A 17329-nucleotide genomic window follows, 5' to 3' on the forward strand; every position below is an offset into this window, starting at 1 on the left:
AGACTAATCCCTAGCTGCCGCCAATTCGGGCAACATCGCGGGCGTTTTCTTCAAACGCCGCCGTCAGCGCATCATCACCACTCAAACCGGCTGCGATCGCCTTCTCAATCGCCTGCAACACACGCTTGTAATCCTTCGGCATCACCTTGACGAACTTCGGCACCATGTCTTTCCAGGAGGCAAGCACTTTGGAGGCTTTCTGGCTCCCGGTGTAGTCGGCGTGGCGCTGAATCATCTGGTACAAGTCGTCGATCTCTTCCGCGTCTTCGAGGCTTTCCAGCCCAACCATTTGCTGATTGCAACGTGTGGCAAAGTCGCCCGTCTCATCGAGGATATAGGCAACGCCACCACTCATGCCTGCGGCGAAGTTGCGACCGGTCGCCCCCAGCACAACAACTTTACCGCCAGTCATATATTCGCAGCCATGGTCACCGACCGCTTCAACCACGGTGTTCACGCCGGAGTTGCGGACGCAGAAACGCTCACCTGCCATCCCTCGGATGTAGGCTTCGCCACCCGTTGCCCCATAGAAGGCAACATTACCGGCAATGATGTTTTCCTCAGCAACAAACGTAGAAGCCACGGGCGGATAGAGAATGATTTTACCGCCGCTCAGACCCTTGCCCAAGTAGTCATTGGCATCCCCTTCGAGTTCGAGGGTCACACCTTTTGGTACGAATGCGCCAAAACTTTGGCCTGCACTGCCCTGGAAATGCAAATGTACCGTGTCTTCTGGCAGTCCCTCCCAGTGGCGCTTGGTGATTTCGTTACCGAGGATGGTGCCAACCACACGGTTCACGTTCTTAATCGGTAACGTGGCTTTCACTTTTTCGCCCTTCTCGATCGCCGGTTGGCACAAGTCGAGCAGAGTGGTTATATCGAGAGATTTGTCAAGTCCGTGGTCTTGGGGGATTTGACAATAGCGACCCACCTCTGGCCCAACTTCCGGCTGATAAAGAATCTTCGAGAGGTCGAGGTTCTTCGCTTTCCAATGCTCCACAGCTTTCTTTGGCTCAAGTATATCGGTGCGACCGACCATTTCATTGAGGGTACGGAAACCGAGTTCTGCCATGAGTTCGCGGGCTTCCTGCGCGATGAACTTCATGAAGTTTACGGTGTGTTCCGGATCGCCCGTGAAGTTTTGACGCAGTTGCGGGTCTTGCGTGGCGACGCCAACTGGGCAAGTGTTCAGGTGGCACACACGCATCATGATGCAGCCGAGGGTGACCAGAGGGGCGGTGGCAAACCCGAACTCCTCAGCACCGAGTAGTGCGGCAATCACCACGTCGCGTCCTGTCTTCATCTGACCATCGGTTTCGACCACAATCCGCGAGCGCAAGTTGTTCAGGACTAGCGTCTGGTGGGTTTCCGCCAGTCCCAGTTCCCAAGGCAATCCGGCGTGCTTGATCGAGGTCTGGGGTGATGCGCCTGTACCGCCGTCGTAACCGGAAATCAGGACAACATCAGCGTGGGCTTTGGACACACCAGCAGCAATGGTGCCGACGCCCACCTCGGACACCAACTTGACACTCACCCGTGCCTCGCGGTTGGCGTTCTTCAAGTCGTGAATCAACTCGGCGAGGTCTTCGATGGAGTAGATGTCGTGGTGCGGCGGTGGCGAAATCAGTCCCACGCCTGGGGTGGAGTGGCGCACCTTAGCGATCCACGGATACACCTTTTTGCCCGGAAGCTGTCCACCTTCACCCGGTTTTGCGCCCTGCGCCATCTTGATCTGGAGTTCCTTGGCTTGGGACAAATAGAGGCTGGTTACACCAAAGCGACCGGAGGCAACTTGTTTGATCGCGCTGTTCTTGGAGTCGCCCCGCTCATTCGTCCAAGTATAACGATCCGGGTCTTCGCCCCCTTCACCGGTGTTGGATTTGCCGCCGAGACGATTCATGGCGATCGCTAGGGCCTCGTGTGTCTCCTTCGAGATGGAACCGTAGCTCATCGCACCCGTTTTAAAGCGCTTGACGATCGCCTCGACGGGTTCCACTTCCTCAATGGGCACGGGTTCGCGCGGCTTGAATTCCAGCAATCCGCGCAGCGTGAAGTGCCTTTGGTTCTGCTCATTCACCAGCCCTGCATATTGCTTGTAAAGGTCGTAACTGCCGACCCGTACTGCCTTTTGCAGCGTGTGGATGGTCTCCGGACTGAATAGGTGCGCCTCTCCACCTTTACGCCACTGGTATTCACCACCGACATCAAGAGTGTTAGCATTGGCTGGACGGTCAGGGAAGGCGTGAGAGTGCCGTAAAATCGCTTCTTGGGCGATGACTTCCAGGTCTGCCCCCTGAATCCGTGATGCTGTCCAGGTAAAGTATTTGTCAATCACCGATTGGTTGAGTCCAATCGCCTCGAAAATCTGGGCACCCCGATAGCTCTGAATCGTCGAAATACCAATCTTTGAGGCGACCTTCACCACACCCTTCGTCGCGGCTTTGACGTAGTTCTTACAGGCGGTTTTGTGGTCAATGTTAACCAGCAAGCCTTCGTGAATCATGTCGTCGATCGTCTCGAAGGCGAGATAGGGATTGATCGCGCCGCAGCCGTAGCCGATCAGGGTTGCATAATGATGCACCTCGCGGGGTTCACCCGATTCGAGGACGAGTCCCACTCTAGTGCGTGTGCCTTCGCGGATCAGGTGGTGATGCAGCCCGGAAACTGCCATCAAGGCTGGAATGGGGGCGTTGTCTGGGTTCACACCGCGATCGCTAAGGATGATCAGGTTCACGCCTGCTTCAATGGCACGGTTCGCCTGGGCGCAAATTTCTTCCATCGCCGTTTCCAGTCCCTTCACACCCTGTTTCGGGTCGAACAGAATCGGCAGGGTAACGGACTTAAACTGACCCTCGTTGATGTGCTTGAGCTTCGCCAGTTCTTCGTTGCTGAGGATGGGTGTTTTCAGCTCGATCAGATGACAACTCTCCGGTTCAGGCTTGAGCAAGTTGCGTTCCGAACCAATGGTTGTCTCCGCCGAGGTGATAATCTCTTCTCGGATGGAATCGATGGGCGGGTTTGTGACCTGGGCAAACAGTTGCTGGAAATACTCGTAAAGCAGTTTGGGTCGGTCAGACAGAACAGCTAGGGGGGTATCCGCACCCATCGCACCCACCGCCTCAACCCCATCGCGAGCCATTGGCGTCAGCAGCAAGCGTAGCTCCTCAAAGGTATAACCGAAGGCCATCTGGCGCTGGAGTAGGGCTGGGATTTCTGTGTCTGCCCCGGTGTCCGCTACGGGTGCATCCTTAACCTGCGCGAGTTCGACCATGTGTTGGTTGATCCACTCGCGATAAGGGTGTTCCGTGGCAATTTTATTTTTGATCTCTTCATCGGCGACGATGCGACCCTCTTCCATGTCCACCAGGAACATCCGTCCGGGTTGCAGGCGACCTTTGAGAGCCACGCGCTCTGGTTCAATGGGCAATACACCGGCTTCGGAGGCCATGATCACTAGGTCATCTTTGGTGACGTAGTAACGTGATGGACGCAAACCGTTGCGGTCAAGTACCGCGCCCATCATGGTGCCATCGGTGAACGCGATCGAGGCTGGGCCATCCCACGGTTCCATCAGACAGGAGTGGTATTCGTAGAATGCCTTTTTCTCGTCGCTCATCGACTCGTGGGCTGTCCACGGTTCGGGAATCATCATCATCATCGCATGGGGAAGCGATCGCCCTGCCAGTACGAGCAATTCCATGGCATTGTCGAAGATCAGCGAGTCACTGCCGTCCATGTTGATCACCGGCTGAATCTTCTTCATGTCCTCGCCAAATAAGTCCGACTCGAAGAGCGACTGCCTAGCGTGCATCCAGTTGATGTTGCCCCGTAGCGTGTTGATTTCACCGTTATGGGCGATGTAGCGATAGGGGTGACTGCGCTCCCAGCTTGGGAAGGTATTGGTGCTGAACCGAGAGTGTACCAGTCCCAAGGCACTTTCCATATCCGGATCGTGGAGTTCTGGGTAATACAACCCCACCTGTACCGGCATCAACATGCCTTTGTAAACGATTGTGCGGCACGACAAACTGGAGGGATACCAATAGGGGTCAATGTGGGTGGCGCGGATGGCTGTGTGAGAGCGCTTGCGGATGACGTAGAGCTTCCGCTCGAACGCCATGTCGTCAGGCAGGTCAGGGTTGCGCTGGATGAACACCTGCTCCATGAACGGTTCGCTCGATTTCGCGGTGTTACCCAGCGACGAGTTATCCGTGGGTACATCGCGCCAGCCTAGAACCTGCTGACCTTCGTCAGCTACAATTTTTTCAAAAATCCGCCGACTCTGCTCTCGCTCAGCCGGATCGGGCGAGCAGTAGATCATACCCACGCCATACTCACCCGCTTCTGGCAGTGTGATGCTTTGGGCGGCTGCCACCTTTTTCAGGAACTTGTGCGGCACTTGCATCAAAATGCCTGCTCCGTCACCCGTATTGGTTTCACAACCACACGCACCTCGGTGGTCGAGGTTTAAGAGGATCGTCAGTGCCTGCTCTACGATCTCGTGCGACTTCTTCCCCTTCATGTGCACGATGAACCCGACACCACATGCGTCGTGTTCAAACTGTGGATCGTATAGGCCCTGTTTTGGTGGCAGTTTGTTGCTGTTCATTTTGATGGCCTAAAAGTAGTAAAGAGAGTTTCATCTAGACGGCGGGAAGCTGTCAACTCTAGCTAGTCAGGATTCTCTAACGAGAGAGGCATGTAGTTTCAGATCTTAAGGAAATTGTCAGATCTGCTACCGTCGGGCTCATGCAACGCTCAAAGGCGACACCTATGAGCGCTATAACTCAGACCTAGGTAAGCCAGTCGGTGAAGTTCTGAAATTTTCCAGCAAATATTACACGCTTTTTGACAACATCCGTAGAATTTTACGTTAATTCTTTAGGGGTGACAAATTCTGTTTTGTCGTTAGAGACAATAACTTTTAATCTTTTCAGTCTTTGGTGCTAACAGATATTGATACGTAAGGTTTGAATCCCTGCAAAACTGAAGTTTAGTTATTCAAGCAAAATGAGTATATACACCTAAAAAAGCTACCGAGATACCCGAATTCTTGAAAAAGTCGGGTATCTGAACAGCCCCAGGAAAGTAACTCAATAGGATTGTTATATATGCTCTAAAAAGTAATATAAACAATCACGGAATACGACTATCTAGAGTTCTAATTGTTAGTACATGTGGCGGTGTTGAATCAGGAGGATAAATGAAGTCTATTTGCACCGATTTACGACTTCCGGGCGGCATTGTCAACGTCTCCAAGGGTTCCAACACCTCACTCGTGCGGTGCCATAAATGCACATAGCGAGTCTTTTCCTGACCTTGATCATCCTTGTAACGTAGGCGGACAGTCCCTCGCAAGAATGGCCAATCGCGGGGTGGTTTTTGGAAAAGGAGTCCCCCCCGGCTCAATTTCTCCTCTTTTAAAGGAGTTTCAACGGTTAGAGTAACCTTTTGGGGTTGCTCGGTGGGATTATAAAGAGGTATGTTCAGGTTGTATTCAACAGCATAGTTTCCGTGGGCTTCATAGGCCGTGTCAGGATAACGCACAAGCATCCGTGCTGTCTGATTTTGATTGGTACCCAATCGCCCTCCTCGCAGGGTATTGAGACCATAGGAAACAGCTTGACCGGATTGAGGAATGGTGAAATCTTTAGCTGTAGGGCTATCAACAATCAGCGCCTGCCACTTTGAGCCTTGTTGCACACCCGCAACACGACCATAAATGAGTTGACCACTGGTCTGTTCTGGGGGAGTGGGAGCTTTATCCCGTGGCCCTGCTAAACGGCCTGTATTCAGGAGAGTTTGCCATTCTTCTAAAGTGGGTACCTTGTCTCTTCCATCTGGATTTTTTTTGGCAAACATGGTTAAACTGGCGGCATAAACCTGACCATTACTGTTTAATCGCATCAGGGCCGATCGCCCATTGATTGGCTTTTCTAAATTCCGCACAGGTGTGGGATGATTCAGCAACATCCGGCTTTGTCCCGGTGGAATCACCAATTTTGCTGGAAAATCAGCCTGTCGTTTACCTTGGAGTACGTCGTTTACAGCGCGATCGCCTGGGCCAGCATAAACCGTATTGTTCGGATTTTCTTGATAGGTTGGTAAGGGAATGTAAGGTGCTTCCTGCGTCAGATAAGTCGCCCCTTGCAACACATCCACTGTTACGGGTTGTTTTCCTGGATTATGTAAAATTACTCCTAGATAAAACGTCTGCAAATCCTTGGGAGTGTGCGTTTGATGGTGGATAAATACATCAAATCGTCCCTGAAACGGAAAGTTGAGATGAGCGGCTTTTTCAGCTTTTCCAGTTGGGGGAAAGGTAGAGAGTAAAATTCCTTCAGTCTTCACCCATTCCGGGCTATTACTATTAAACATCGGCACTGTATCCAACTGACCGGGTAAAGCTTTCACGGGTTGGGGTTGTACGATGATTTGAGGTGTCGGCTTCGGTGTGGGTGTTGTTTGGGCTAAGGCTTCTGAAAGAGGTGCAGATTTTTGGGCGAATAACCAATAGCCACCACCACCTACAAAAGCAAGAAGTAGAAAGTAAATGATAGGAGGAAGATGAATTTTTTTCTCAGTCATAAGAATTGAAGCCTGACACCGATTATTCGATTTTCTTCTGTCTGATTCCACAGCGCCTTCACCAGATTGGGTGAGCCATTGAGGTAAATTGTACTCCTGCGCTGCAAGATGACTATCAATTGTCCTCATAAGTTCCTGCCTACAAGAGGCTACGCTAAAAATGCTTTTGGGCTGAAACGAGCGTTCGCTTCCTACTGTAGGAAATATTGTGTCGTGGCTTGTTAGAACACGATTCTCAATGGGAACTATAAAGATAGAACATTTACAACTAGCGGACTAAGGGCATTTGCCACAAGGCTATATCGATATCTTGGTCTTTATTGAATTCTAAAAACACACAAAAAGGAGCAAATTAATGGGATTATTTGACCGCCTTAGTCGAGTAGTCAGAGCAAATCTCAACGACATGATTGAGAACGCTGAAAATCCAGAAGCAATTCTGGAACAAGCCATTATTAATATGCAAGAAGACCTGATCCAGCTACGCCAAGCCGTTGCCAGGGCTATTGCTACTCAAAAACGCACTGAGCAACAATACAACAAAAATCAAGCCGAGACCAACAACTGGCAAAACCGCGCCCAACTCGCGCTCAGCAAAGAGGATGAAAACCTGGCGCGGGAGGCACTAATTCGTAAGAAAGCTGTTGCTGAAGCTGCCGCCAAACTGAAAAGTCAGCTACAGCAGCAAACTATTCAGGTGGACACCCTCAATAAGAACTTGATAGCCTTGGAAAGCAAAATTTCTGAGGCTAAGACCAAGAAGGATATGCTCAAGTCCCGTGCAGCGGCGGCTAAGGCGAACGAGCAGTTGCAAAGCACAATTGGTCGGCTGAGTACCAGCTCGGCAATGGCGGCTTTTGAGCGGATTGAAGACAAAGTTTTAGAGTTGGAGGCTCGTTCTAAGGCGGCGTATGAGCTGGTTAGTTATAACTTAGAAAAAGAATCTGAACGGCTGGAACCGAGCAGTGACTTTGATTTCGATGATGAATTGGAGAAGATGAAAGAGCAGTTGCTGAATCCATGTCTATCACGCAAGCCTAAAGAGGCTCAAATTATAGAAAAAGCTATCCGAGATACTCGCAATGCCATCACTAATGCGACAGCCAAGCAAAGTCAGATTTCAAATCAACACGCTCAAGCCAAAACAGAAATTAACACTTCCCACAAAAAGGCTTTAGAGGCTGCACTCAAAGGCGATCAGACTTCAGCGATGCAAGCTTTGATAAGTGAAGCCGCTCAAGAGAAACTTGCCGATGTCCTCAAGTCTCAATTAGAACAACAAGAAACGGTTATTGAGATTCTCAAGAAAAATTTAGCGGTTCTGGAAGAAGTCAAGATAACAGTTGAAAAATTTGTTGAGGCTGAGGAGGACGAAGGCAACGAACCACCATCCTCTCCCTCTTCTAATTCAGCAGTTGACGCCGAATTGGACGCACTACGAGAACAGATCGACAATCTTTGAAGAGTTTACCCTAGCCCTACGATCTCATTTAAATTGCTGGTCAGTGCGATCGCACTTCCACTGACAATCGAAACCCCACTAGGGCACGATATTATTGTGCCCCTACTCTTCATTCTCAACTAACTCACCTAAATACAATTCGCACCTTGTACAGCCGAGGATTTGCCGAAGTTACCGCGTGGAGTCCCCTGCAACCGACATCCAACCCCGGTGAGGTCATGAGCGTTTTGAGTCGGCAGATTCTGATTAAATCATTGGTTCACAGCAAACGCTAACGCACCCAGACTTTCACCAGTGCGTTAGCACTGCGCTATCTAAATAGATGAATAGTTAGGCGATCGCTTATCATCAAACCAAAAACAGAAGCCATGCCAACATCTCATCATAATGGATTAGGTCTGCCTACACAGACTCTCCAGCCGAGGTTGTTATGCTTTCCGAGAAATTTCGTCGCCAGTTACGCCAAGAAGTAGAGCAATGGCGCACTGAGGAATTAATTGATGATTTTTTGTACGAACAACTATCCCAACGCTACCTATTCAGTGACATTGAAGCGTCTGCCCGTAACCGTTTCATCATTATTTTGCTGGGACTGGGTAGTGTCCTGTTAGGCTTAGCCATCATCACCTTTGTCGCTGCGAATTGGCAAGCATGGTCACGGGGACTGAAGGTTATCTTACTGTTGAGTGGATTTGTGGGCATCAACACCGCTGGCTTCTACCTATGGCGACGCCCGACTGAGGGATGGCAACGCCGCTTGGGACAGGGCTTATTAGTCTTAGGGGCGCTGGTACTAGGGGCGAATATGGCGCTGATGTCCCAAATGTTTCATCAGAGTGGGTTGCTGTATCAGTTGTATCTGGTTTGGGGTTTGGGCGTCTTAGCGATGGCTTATTGCCTACGGTTGACGTTGTTGGGCATGTTGTCAGCCCTCTTAATTGGGCTAGGGTATTTGACGTCTCTGTGGGGTTCGTCAGAATTTGGCACTCTAGGCGAGTTTTCTTGGCTGCGACTGATGGTGCAATATATGCCCGTGTTAGGTGGTTTAATGTTTATCCCTCTAGCTTACTGGTGCCGATCGCGCTGGATTTTTCGCATTGCCCTTGTCGCGATGGTTTTTTCCCTAGAGGCTAGCTTAATTCGCCTGGATGTGGTGGGTTCATCCGGTTGGATGGCTGCGATCGCTTGTGCCCTACCCCCTGCACTTTTATGGGCTTATAGTGATTCGCTTTGGAAAATTCCACCGACAGACGAGTCATTCGATGGCATAGCCCGTACTCTTGCCGTCACCTTTCTCAGTCTTCTGTTTTATGTCCTATCCTTCCTGGGTATATGGAACACCCCATCAGGACTGTCTGCTGATGTCAGCTCAACACTACCGTTGCCTTTGCAAGTCGATATCCTGCTTTTAAGCGGCTTGACTCTCTGGGAATGGGGGCGACTGTTGCTGTTGCGTCGAGTCAATCTGACAACAAGCCTTGTAGCTAGCATGATTATCCTCAGCGCCTTCGTTCCCTATTGGCATCTAAACATCAGTAGAAGTCCAACCGTGGCGGTACTAATCTTCAACCTACTCTTATTTCTGCTGGCGGTGGGTTTAATCCGTGAAGGATTGTCACAGGGGCAGCGTCGCTTATTTTGGGGTGGGATGGTGCTACTAACTCTACAGATTTTCAGTCGAATGCTGGAATATAACACCGATTTACTGTTTAAATCCTTCGTCTTACTCTTGTGCGGTTTGGGTGTGATTGCCGCCGGCTTATGGTTTGAGCGTTACGTCCGAACCATGAGGAGTTAGGGGTTCAAGGTTGAAGGTTTGAAGGTTTGAAGGTTAAACTTTCAACCTGCCAACTCTCAACGTTCAACTCGTGACTGCTACCTCAGAATCTCCCCCTCCCACACCTGAATCTCCTCGTCCCATATCTATCTGGCGATTTTGGGTACCTCTTTTATTTCAAACCGCGCTGATTCTTGCCGTACCAGCTCAAGCCGTGTACACTCAACTGACTGGCAAAACCGTTATCCTCCAAACCATACCCGTAGACCCTTACGAACTCTTACGGGGCTACTCCCAGACGTTAAGATATGACATTTCGATTCAAGACAATTTACGTAAGCTTCCAGGTTGGCAGGAATTGCCCAAGAACCCGGCTAATGGGAAGGAACTAACCTTTATCAAGCCAGGTACTTACGTCTATGTAATTTTGCAAGAACCAAACGCGCCCAAAACTTCGGCTTCAACTCAACTGCCAAAAGCTTGGAAACCTATAGCCGTCAGCCGCTTTAGCCCGTCCCAACTACCGGCTAATCAAGTGGCTCTCAAAGGCTTGGCTAAACATGGCTTTGTCGAGTATGGACTGGAAACTTACTACATCCCTGAAGATCAACGGGATCAGATTAACGCTGATTTACGTGCAGCTCGTTCCAACAGCTCCAACGAGTCATCTCAAATTTTACAGCCTGTGGAGCCAAGTCAGCGACCACCCAAACCGCCCGTTCTGATGGAAATTAAGGTCAGTGCCCAAGGTGAAAGTGTCCCAGTCAGCCTTTGGGCGCGGGTGAGTCAAGGCTCAAAACAGGGGATTCGCAACTATCGCTTTTGATTATTGGAGACTCGAAGGAGAGGTGAGGGCTTACACAAAGTCTCTATTTGTCCGGTGGGTTAGCGTAGCGTAACGCATATGACCGCTAGAGATGGTATAGCTGCGTAAGTTCTGAGTTGAAAGTTGAACGTTGGCAGGCAAAAGAGGTTGATGCGTTCAAACCTTCAAACCTACCCCTACGGGGAACGCTACGCGAACAACCTTCAACCCAATCCCCCCATCTATCACTGACGCTTCACTTGGAAAGCTGCACCAACCGCCGCGCCCGCGCCTGCTAATAAGCCAACACTCATACCTTGAACGGTTTTGGTCACTGGATCTTGGGTTAGGCACTCGCTCGTCAGATGCTCAGCTTGCAAGCACTGATTGGTAGAGGCCCAGCTCGCCGTTCCTCCCAGAATGACGCCAGCTACACTACAGGTTGCAATCAGAATCAGGAAGCGCTTGTTTTTTATACCCATGGATAGATGTGTAAAGTTTTAATTGGTGGTATTCATCTACTTTACCCATCTTCTCGCCAAATGTAACCGTAATTTCACTGAATTTTAGTAGATTAATCAATTCGCCAGTTAAAAGGCAGACGAGCATAAATGCTTTTAGGGTCGTTCAGAGCTTGGAAAATGGCCAAATCTCCTTGTAATTTTATAAATTCTGCCGTCAGTGGATCAGAAATTTTCGGGTTTTGGGCGCTTACCTTGCCGATCAGTTTCTTCAAAATCCGTTCTTCCAAACTCTGAGATTGTGAATACTCTTCCACTTCCCAATCCTCGCCCAGCTCGGCTTGCTTGGCTGCATATTGGATGGCATCCTCAATGCCGCCAAACTTATCCACCAAACCCAACTGCTTGGCTTCTTGACCTGACCAAACACGTCCCTGAGCAATTTGTGCGACCTTTTGTTTCGGCAGTTTTCGAGCCTGTGCTACCTTGTCGAGAAATTGATCATAAATCTGATTGACGATTTTTTGCGCGATCGCTAACTCTTGGGGAGTTTTGGGGCGAGAAATAGTGCGGCTGTCCGCAAACTGGCTGGTTTTAACCACATCCCAACTCAGGCCATTATCGGTACCCAGCTTTTGGATATTAAACTGCAACCCAAAAACGCCAATGGAACCGGTAATTGTATTGGGTTCGGCAAAAATATGATCCGCTCCCGTCGCAATCCAGTAGCCACCAGAGGCGGCATAGTCTCCCATGGAGACAATCACCGGCTTTTCTTTATGAGTCAGGACGACCTCCCGTTGAATCCTCTCCGAACCGGTGACACTACCCCCAGGACTATTGATTCGTAACACCACCGCCTTTACGTCTTCATCCTGCCGCACTTCACGCAGCCGTTTGGCAAAGGTGTCACCCCCGACCTGCTGCACACTGCCTTGACCATCAACGATTTCACCCTCAGCATAAACAATGGCAATCTTATTTTTAGAATTGCGTGGCTGAAAGTCGGGGTTTTGAGCTTTGGTATAACTGGTAAAGGAAATTTGCCGGAATGATTTATCCTCTTTATCACTATTGGTGAGCTTTTTCAGGTCAGCGACTATCTCATCAAGGTAGGCAACTCGATCCACCAAGCGACGTTGACGCGCCTCTGATGCTGTAAACTCCCCTTGACTATTGGCGATCGCTTGTAACTGTTGAGGAGGGATTTTGCGGTTTGCCCCAACCGTTGTGATAAATTCACCCCAAAGCGTACTTAATAACGTTTGAGTTTGTTGTCGATTCTCCGGACTGAGCTTTTTGAGAATGAACGGTTCCACCGCTGATTTAAATTTTCCTACCCGGAGTACCTGCACACCAATGCCATATTTTTCCATCGCCCCTGTATAAAATATGGGCTGAGAGCTAAAGCCATTGAGTTCCACAGTTCCCATCGGGTTGAGAACGAGTGTATCTGCGACTGAACTCAGGTAATATTCCCGCTTCTCTAAGTCCACATCGTAGGCAATGATTTTTTTCCCAGTGGCTTTAAAACGCTCCAGCGCTTGGCGAACTTCTTTTAGGGTTGCCAATCCCGTACTCATGCCACCAGCGTTGCGACTTCCGTCTAGGTAGAGGGCGATAATTCGCTTGTCTTGACGTGCCTTGTCGAGGGTATCTAAAACTGTGCGTAGGGTCACTGATTTTGCCCTTTCGCCCGAAAGTGCTTCCCCAATCGCATCGCTGGTGCTGGAAGTCGGTTCACTATCGGTAATATTTAAAGACAAATCGAAAATCAGCACAGACTTATCTTTAACTTGGGGGCCCGTATCTTTAACCGCCGCCGCAATCAGTAAAAACAGCAGTCCGCCCGTTCCTAAGCTAAAAAACAAAATCAGACCTGCAAGGCTACCAATCGTGCTTGCAAAAGTTTGCTTGAGAAATTGATTCATTGACAGTGAGGAGTAGGCAGTGGTCAGTAGAACGTAAAGCATGAACTGTTGGGAGAGTTACCTCAGGGCAGTGCCCTTACGCCCTCAGTTTTGAATCAAGAACTCGACTTGCAATTCGTAATTCGCAATTCCCAACGCTTTATACCTTTATGCTAGCTTTTGCAAGGCGTTAGAGTACTGGAGCTGAGCTAAAGTGGCGTTACCGGTGCAAAAAAGAACTGTGGTGAGTTCGGCAATTAATAACTGCACCAAGGCATCGACGGCTGCGGTCGATTCAGCGGCAGCTTGTAAGAAGGGCCATGCCAGACCACCAAGATCGGCTCCTAAGGCGATCGCCTTTGCCACATCTAAGCCATTCCGCAATCCCCCAGAGGCAATTAAGGGCATGTTTGGGGCGATGGCGCGAATATCGACAATGCACTCCGCCGTCGGCAGTCCCCAGTCGGCAAAGGTTAATCCCAAGCGGCGCTGTTGTTCGTTTAAGGCTCGCTCACTTTCTACCTTCGCCCAAGATGTCCCCCCCGCCCCAGCCACATCAATCGCACTGACTCCCGCCTCGATTAGCTTTTGCGCCATAGCGGCTGAGATGCCATTTCCCACTTCTTTGGCAATCACGGGGACTGGGATTTTATTGCACAAATTTTGTATTTTGTCAATTAAACCGCGAAAATTAGTGTCTCCGTTGGGCTGAATGCACTCCTGTAAAGGATTGAGATGCAAAATTAAGGCATCGGCTTCTAAAAGTTCAACGACGCGCAGACACTCATCGAGTCCGTAACTGTAATTCAGTTGGACAGCACCGAGATTAGCCAATAACAGAATATCAGGAGCGAGCGAGCGCACGGCAAAGGTATCGGCAACTTGGGGATTCTCGACCGCAACCCGTTGGGAACCCACCCCCATCGCAAGCTTATACTGCTGGGCTACCTCAGCCAGACGAAAATTGATCGTCTTCGCCTGTTGTGTACCACCGGTCATCGAAGAAATCAGCAAGGGAGCGCCTAGGGATTTGCCCAAGAAGGTGGTCGTTAGATCAATCTCACGACGGTTCAGTTCGGGTAAACAACAGTGGGTGAAGCGGTAACGTTCCAATCCATTCGCATTTTTAGAAAATTGCACGTCTTCATCCAGACAAATCCTTAGGTGGTCTGCCTTCCGCGTCTGGGTTTCTCTCATAACTCAAAATTTGAATCTCGGCAGGTTGATGAATAATCTCGATTGTCCCATCGAGCTTGCACGTCATCCCGCTGAATCCCTGAAAACTCACAAATCCGATTTAGACACTCTGATTAACTCCACACCATCGCGCCCATCGATATCTTGGAGATAAACCTTCACTTGCTCTTCAGAAGCTGTTGATAAACGCTTACCGATGAAGTCAGGATGAATGGGTAACTCGCGATGACCTCTATCGACCAAAACCAATAACCGAATCACTTGGGGTCTACCGTATTCCGTCACCGCATTCAGGGCGGCGCGAATCGTCCGTCCTTTATAAATGACATCATCGACAAGAATCACTTTTTTGCCAGACAAATCGAAAGCAATATCGCTTTTTGCAGGAGTTCGCAGTTCAATCTGATCCAAATCATCTCGGTAAAAGGTAATATCTAGCGCGCCTAAAGGCACCGACACCTGCTCTAACACTTCAATCTGACGCACTAGTAGCTGAGCGAGAACTACACCCCGGGTGTAAATACCCACCAGTACCAATTGAGACAAATCTCCCGATTGCTCAATGATTTGCGAGGCCAAACGGTTGACCGTGCGGCGTAGTTCTTCAGCGGAAAGAATATTAACAATTTGAGTAGACATCCTGATGGGTTGGTTCATCACTAGCGAAAGGCAAGCTGCATCAGAAAAATTCTATCTGTCATCTCTAAGAGATAGAAATTTTTCCCAGCCCTCACTATATTTATACGCTTGGGACGTATTCGGCTGTATCAATGGGCGAATTGCGATCGCTTCGTGTTGCCCCTTTAAGCAATCGCTGTAGGACTAGAATTGGGAGAAACTTTCTGTAATGTCCCTAAGGTGGTTGGGCCAGCAATGCCATTGACACTTAATCCTCTAGAGAGCTGAAATTTTCGGACGGCGGCCTCCGTCAACTCCCCATAGTAGCCAGTGACAGGCCCTTGATAGACCCCCACAGCTCTCAATCGATTTTGTAATTGGCTCACAGCCTTACCCTGGCTGCCTCGCTGAAGTATCGTTGTCGAGTTACTCCCAAGATTACCCTGTAATGCCGCCAAGGTGGTTGGGCCAGCAATGCCATTCACGCTCAGTCCCCTAGAACGCTGAAAATCTCTGACAGCGGCCTCGGTCAACTCACTATAAAATCCAGTTATTGGCCCTTTGTAGAAACCTAAAGCGCTTAACCGATTTTGCAGTTGAGTTACAGCAGAACCGCTGTTACCGAACTGTAGCTGTGTGCCTGTAGGGATGCCACCGATGTCAGAATTACCCCCTAAAGCTGACAAGGTCTTTGAGCCAGCCATCCCATCGACAGATAATCCTTGGGCTTGCTGAAATTTTCTCACCGCTTCCTCAGTTAACCCACCATAGTAGCCCGTCACTGGGCCTTGATAGAATCCTTGGGCTTTTAAGGTATTTTGCAACTGGGTGACAGGAATTCCACGGCTGCCGCGCCGCAGCAAAATAGCGATGGGCAGGCTACTACTGCCAGACGTGCCGTATAAAGCCGACAACGTGTTGGGTCCTGCAATCCCATCTATAGGTAATCCCTGAGCTTGCTGAAATCGTCTGACGGCTTCCTGGGTGGTCGGTCCGTAGAATCCAGTAATCTGTCCCTTGTAGAAGCCAGTGGCTGTCAACTTTTGCTGAAGCGCCGTGACTTGTGACCCCTGATTGCCGGTTTGAAGGGCCAAGGCGCTATTACTGACCATCCCCAACACAGCTAAGGAGATGGCTATTGCGCCCAGATGTATCCAGGCGGAGCTCGGCAGTTTTTTCCAGTTGAGCTGTTCAAAGCACCTGCTTTGAGCGCTTTCGAGGCTTTCAGAAGATGCTGTCAAATGTACGTAAGCAAGTGTTTCCATCGCTTGGCTACCCGACTTTTGCTAATCAATCATCCAGGGGATAATTAATTATTAGAGATTTAGACCCCAAACTTATTGCCCAATCAGAAATAAAGCGGCGAATGTACCCCCCAACCAAATCAAGACGCAATACCGTGTCAGTCCTAAGGCTTGCTCAATTTTTTCTCGTGTAATGGGATAAACCGGGTCACCCAGCAGGGGTTTATATTTCGCCACGCCCTGATACCAGTTGCTTCCTCCCAGTTGAACGCCCAAAATTGCTGCATAAGCGCACTCACTCCAGCCGGAATTAGGGCTGGGGTCTTTGATGGCATCGCGGAGGCACAGACGCCAGACTTGTTGGGGTTTTCCAGACAGCAGCGCCAGGGTAATCACGGTTAATCGACAGGGTAACCAGGTGAGATAGTCTTCGAGTTTGGCGCTAAACCAACCTAAATCGGTGAAAGGCTCAACGCGATAGCCGACCATGGAATCTAGGGTACTGGCGGCTTTGTAAGCAAGAGCGAGGGGAACACTACCGACTCCAGGCAAAAAGGCTCCGATAATGGCATAGAACAAGGGAGCGGTTACCCCATCCGTCGCATTTTCCGTCACCGTCTCTAAAATCGCTCGCAGGATTTCTGGGGCGTCCAGTTTTTCGGTATCTCGACCGACATACTGACTTAATTGAGAACGTGCCTGAATTAATTGCCCAGCCGCTAAGGGTTGTAACACATCAGCAGCCGCGTCTCGCAAACTTCGACCCGCCAAGCAACTGGCGAGTAAAATGCTCTCTACCGCAACAGCCACGAAGGGATGAATCCAATTTGCACCTCGCACGATTAGCCAGCCAGCTAGTCCGCTGCCCAGGATAAGCCCAACTGCTAATAGGATGCCAGCGCAACGGCGTTGCCACTGAACAAGAGCAGAATTTTTTTCAGGGATGTTACTCGCAGCCTCTTGCTCTGGAGTAGGAGTTGTATCTTTCCATTCTTTTGAGGTAGCTTGCTCTGGCTCGTCTTTACGATTCCATCGCTTGAGTACAAACTGAGTGTATTGAGAAATGACCCAGCCCATGACTCGCACGGGATGAGGCCAGCCCCAAGGGTCACCTATTATGTAATCCAGACTAGCCGCCATCAGTAAAACGGTAGCTGTGGGCAGTGAGTTTGCTGCGATGGCGCTGGGCACAGCAGCAAAGCTTTTCGCATCCATTTATTAAAGTGTTCCGCACCTGACTACTTTATCAATATAGTTTTCAGTTTTT

At 49.8% G+C, this 17329-nt stretch carries 10 protein-coding genes and 1 pseudogene; 3 read left to right on the forward strand and 8 right to left on the reverse strand.

Annotated elements, in window-relative coordinates; translation table 11 throughout:
• Positions 1 to 10: 10 nt before the first annotated feature.
• Positions 11 to 4609 carry a glutamate synthase large subunit gene (gltB, locus tag NDI48_26515; GenBank protein ID MEP0834722.1) on the reverse strand — a complete coding sequence of 1533 codons (4599 nt, stop codon included), beginning with the start codon at positions 4607 to 4609 and terminating at the stop codon, positions 11 to 13.
• Between the two features lie 527 nt (positions 4610 to 5136).
• Complete coding sequence (locus tag NDI48_26520; protein MEP0834723.1) at positions 5137 to 6717, reverse strand: DUF3370 domain-containing protein; 1581 nt, start codon at positions 6715 to 6717, stop codon at positions 5137 to 5139.
• A gap of 226 nt (positions 6718 to 6943) precedes the next feature.
• On the opposite strand from NDI48_26520, the pseudogene NDI48_26525 reads away from it, so the two are divergent.
• The 3 genes and pseudogenes from NDI48_26525 to NDI48_26535 all read left to right on the forward strand — a co-directional run bounded on the left by NDI48_26525 (position 6944) and on the right by NDI48_26535 (position 10653).
• A pseudogene (locus NDI48_26525) lies at positions 6944 to 7600 on the forward strand (PspA/IM30 family protein).
• Between the two features lie 880 nt (positions 7601 to 8480).
• On the forward strand, positions 8481 to 9848 hold the full coding sequence (locus NDI48_26530; GenBank protein MEP0834724.1) for a DUF2157 domain-containing protein: 1368 nt from the start codon (positions 8481 to 8483) through the stop codon (positions 9846 to 9848).
• 70 nt (positions 9849 to 9918) lie between these two features.
• The gene (locus tag NDI48_26535) at positions 9919 to 10653 is read left to right on the forward strand and encodes a GDYXXLXY domain-containing protein (protein ID MEP0834725.1); all 735 of its coding nucleotides are present in this window, start codon (positions 9919 to 9921) and stop codon (positions 10651 to 10653) included.
• Positions 10654 to 10877: 224 nt separating this feature from the next.
• Here the strand turns inward: NDI48_26535 and NDI48_26540 are convergent, their stop codons facing one another.
• The 6 genes from NDI48_26540 to cbiB form a co-directional block, all read right to left on the reverse strand.
• The gene (locus NDI48_26540) at positions 10878 to 11114 is read right to left on the reverse strand and encodes a hypothetical protein (GenBank protein MEP0834726.1); all 237 of its coding nucleotides are present in this window, start codon (positions 11112 to 11114) and stop codon (positions 10878 to 10880) included.
• Positions 11115 to 11206: 92 nt separating this feature from the next.
• Positions 11207 to 13024 (reverse strand): signal peptide peptidase SppA, encoded by a 1818-nt coding sequence (sppA, locus tag NDI48_26545; GenBank protein ID MEP0834727.1) that lies wholly within the window; start codon positions 13022 to 13024, stop codon positions 11207 to 11209.
• Positions 13025 to 13171: 147 nt separating this feature from the next.
• On the reverse strand, positions 13172 to 14200 hold the full coding sequence (gene fni, locus NDI48_26550) for a type 2 isopentenyl-diphosphate Delta-isomerase (protein MEP0834728.1): 1029 nt from the start codon (positions 14198 to 14200) through the stop codon (positions 13172 to 13174).
• Positions 14201 to 14287: 87 nt separating this feature from the next.
• Positions 14288 to 14839, reverse strand: a complete 552-nt coding sequence (pyrR, locus tag NDI48_26555; protein ID MEP0834729.1) for a bifunctional pyr operon transcriptional regulator/uracil phosphoribosyltransferase PyrR — start codon at positions 14837 to 14839, stop codon at positions 14288 to 14290.
• A gap of 164 nt (positions 14840 to 15003) precedes the next feature.
• A complete protein-coding gene (locus tag NDI48_26560; protein MEP0834730.1) occupies positions 15004 to 16083 on the reverse strand; it encodes a peptidoglycan-binding protein in 1080 nt (359 codons plus the stop codon).
• A gap of 72 nt (positions 16084 to 16155) precedes the next feature.
• Positions 16156 to 17277 (reverse strand): adenosylcobinamide-phosphate synthase CbiB, encoded by a 1122-nt coding sequence (gene cbiB / locus NDI48_26565; protein MEP0834731.1) that lies wholly within the window; start codon positions 17275 to 17277, stop codon positions 16156 to 16158.
• Positions 17278 to 17329: the final 52 nt, after the last annotated feature.

The sequence above is a fragment of the Microcoleus sp. AS-A8 genome (assembly GCA_039962225.1).
GTDB lineage: Bacteria > Cyanobacteriota > Cyanobacteriia > Cyanobacteriales > Coleofasciculaceae > Allocoleopsis.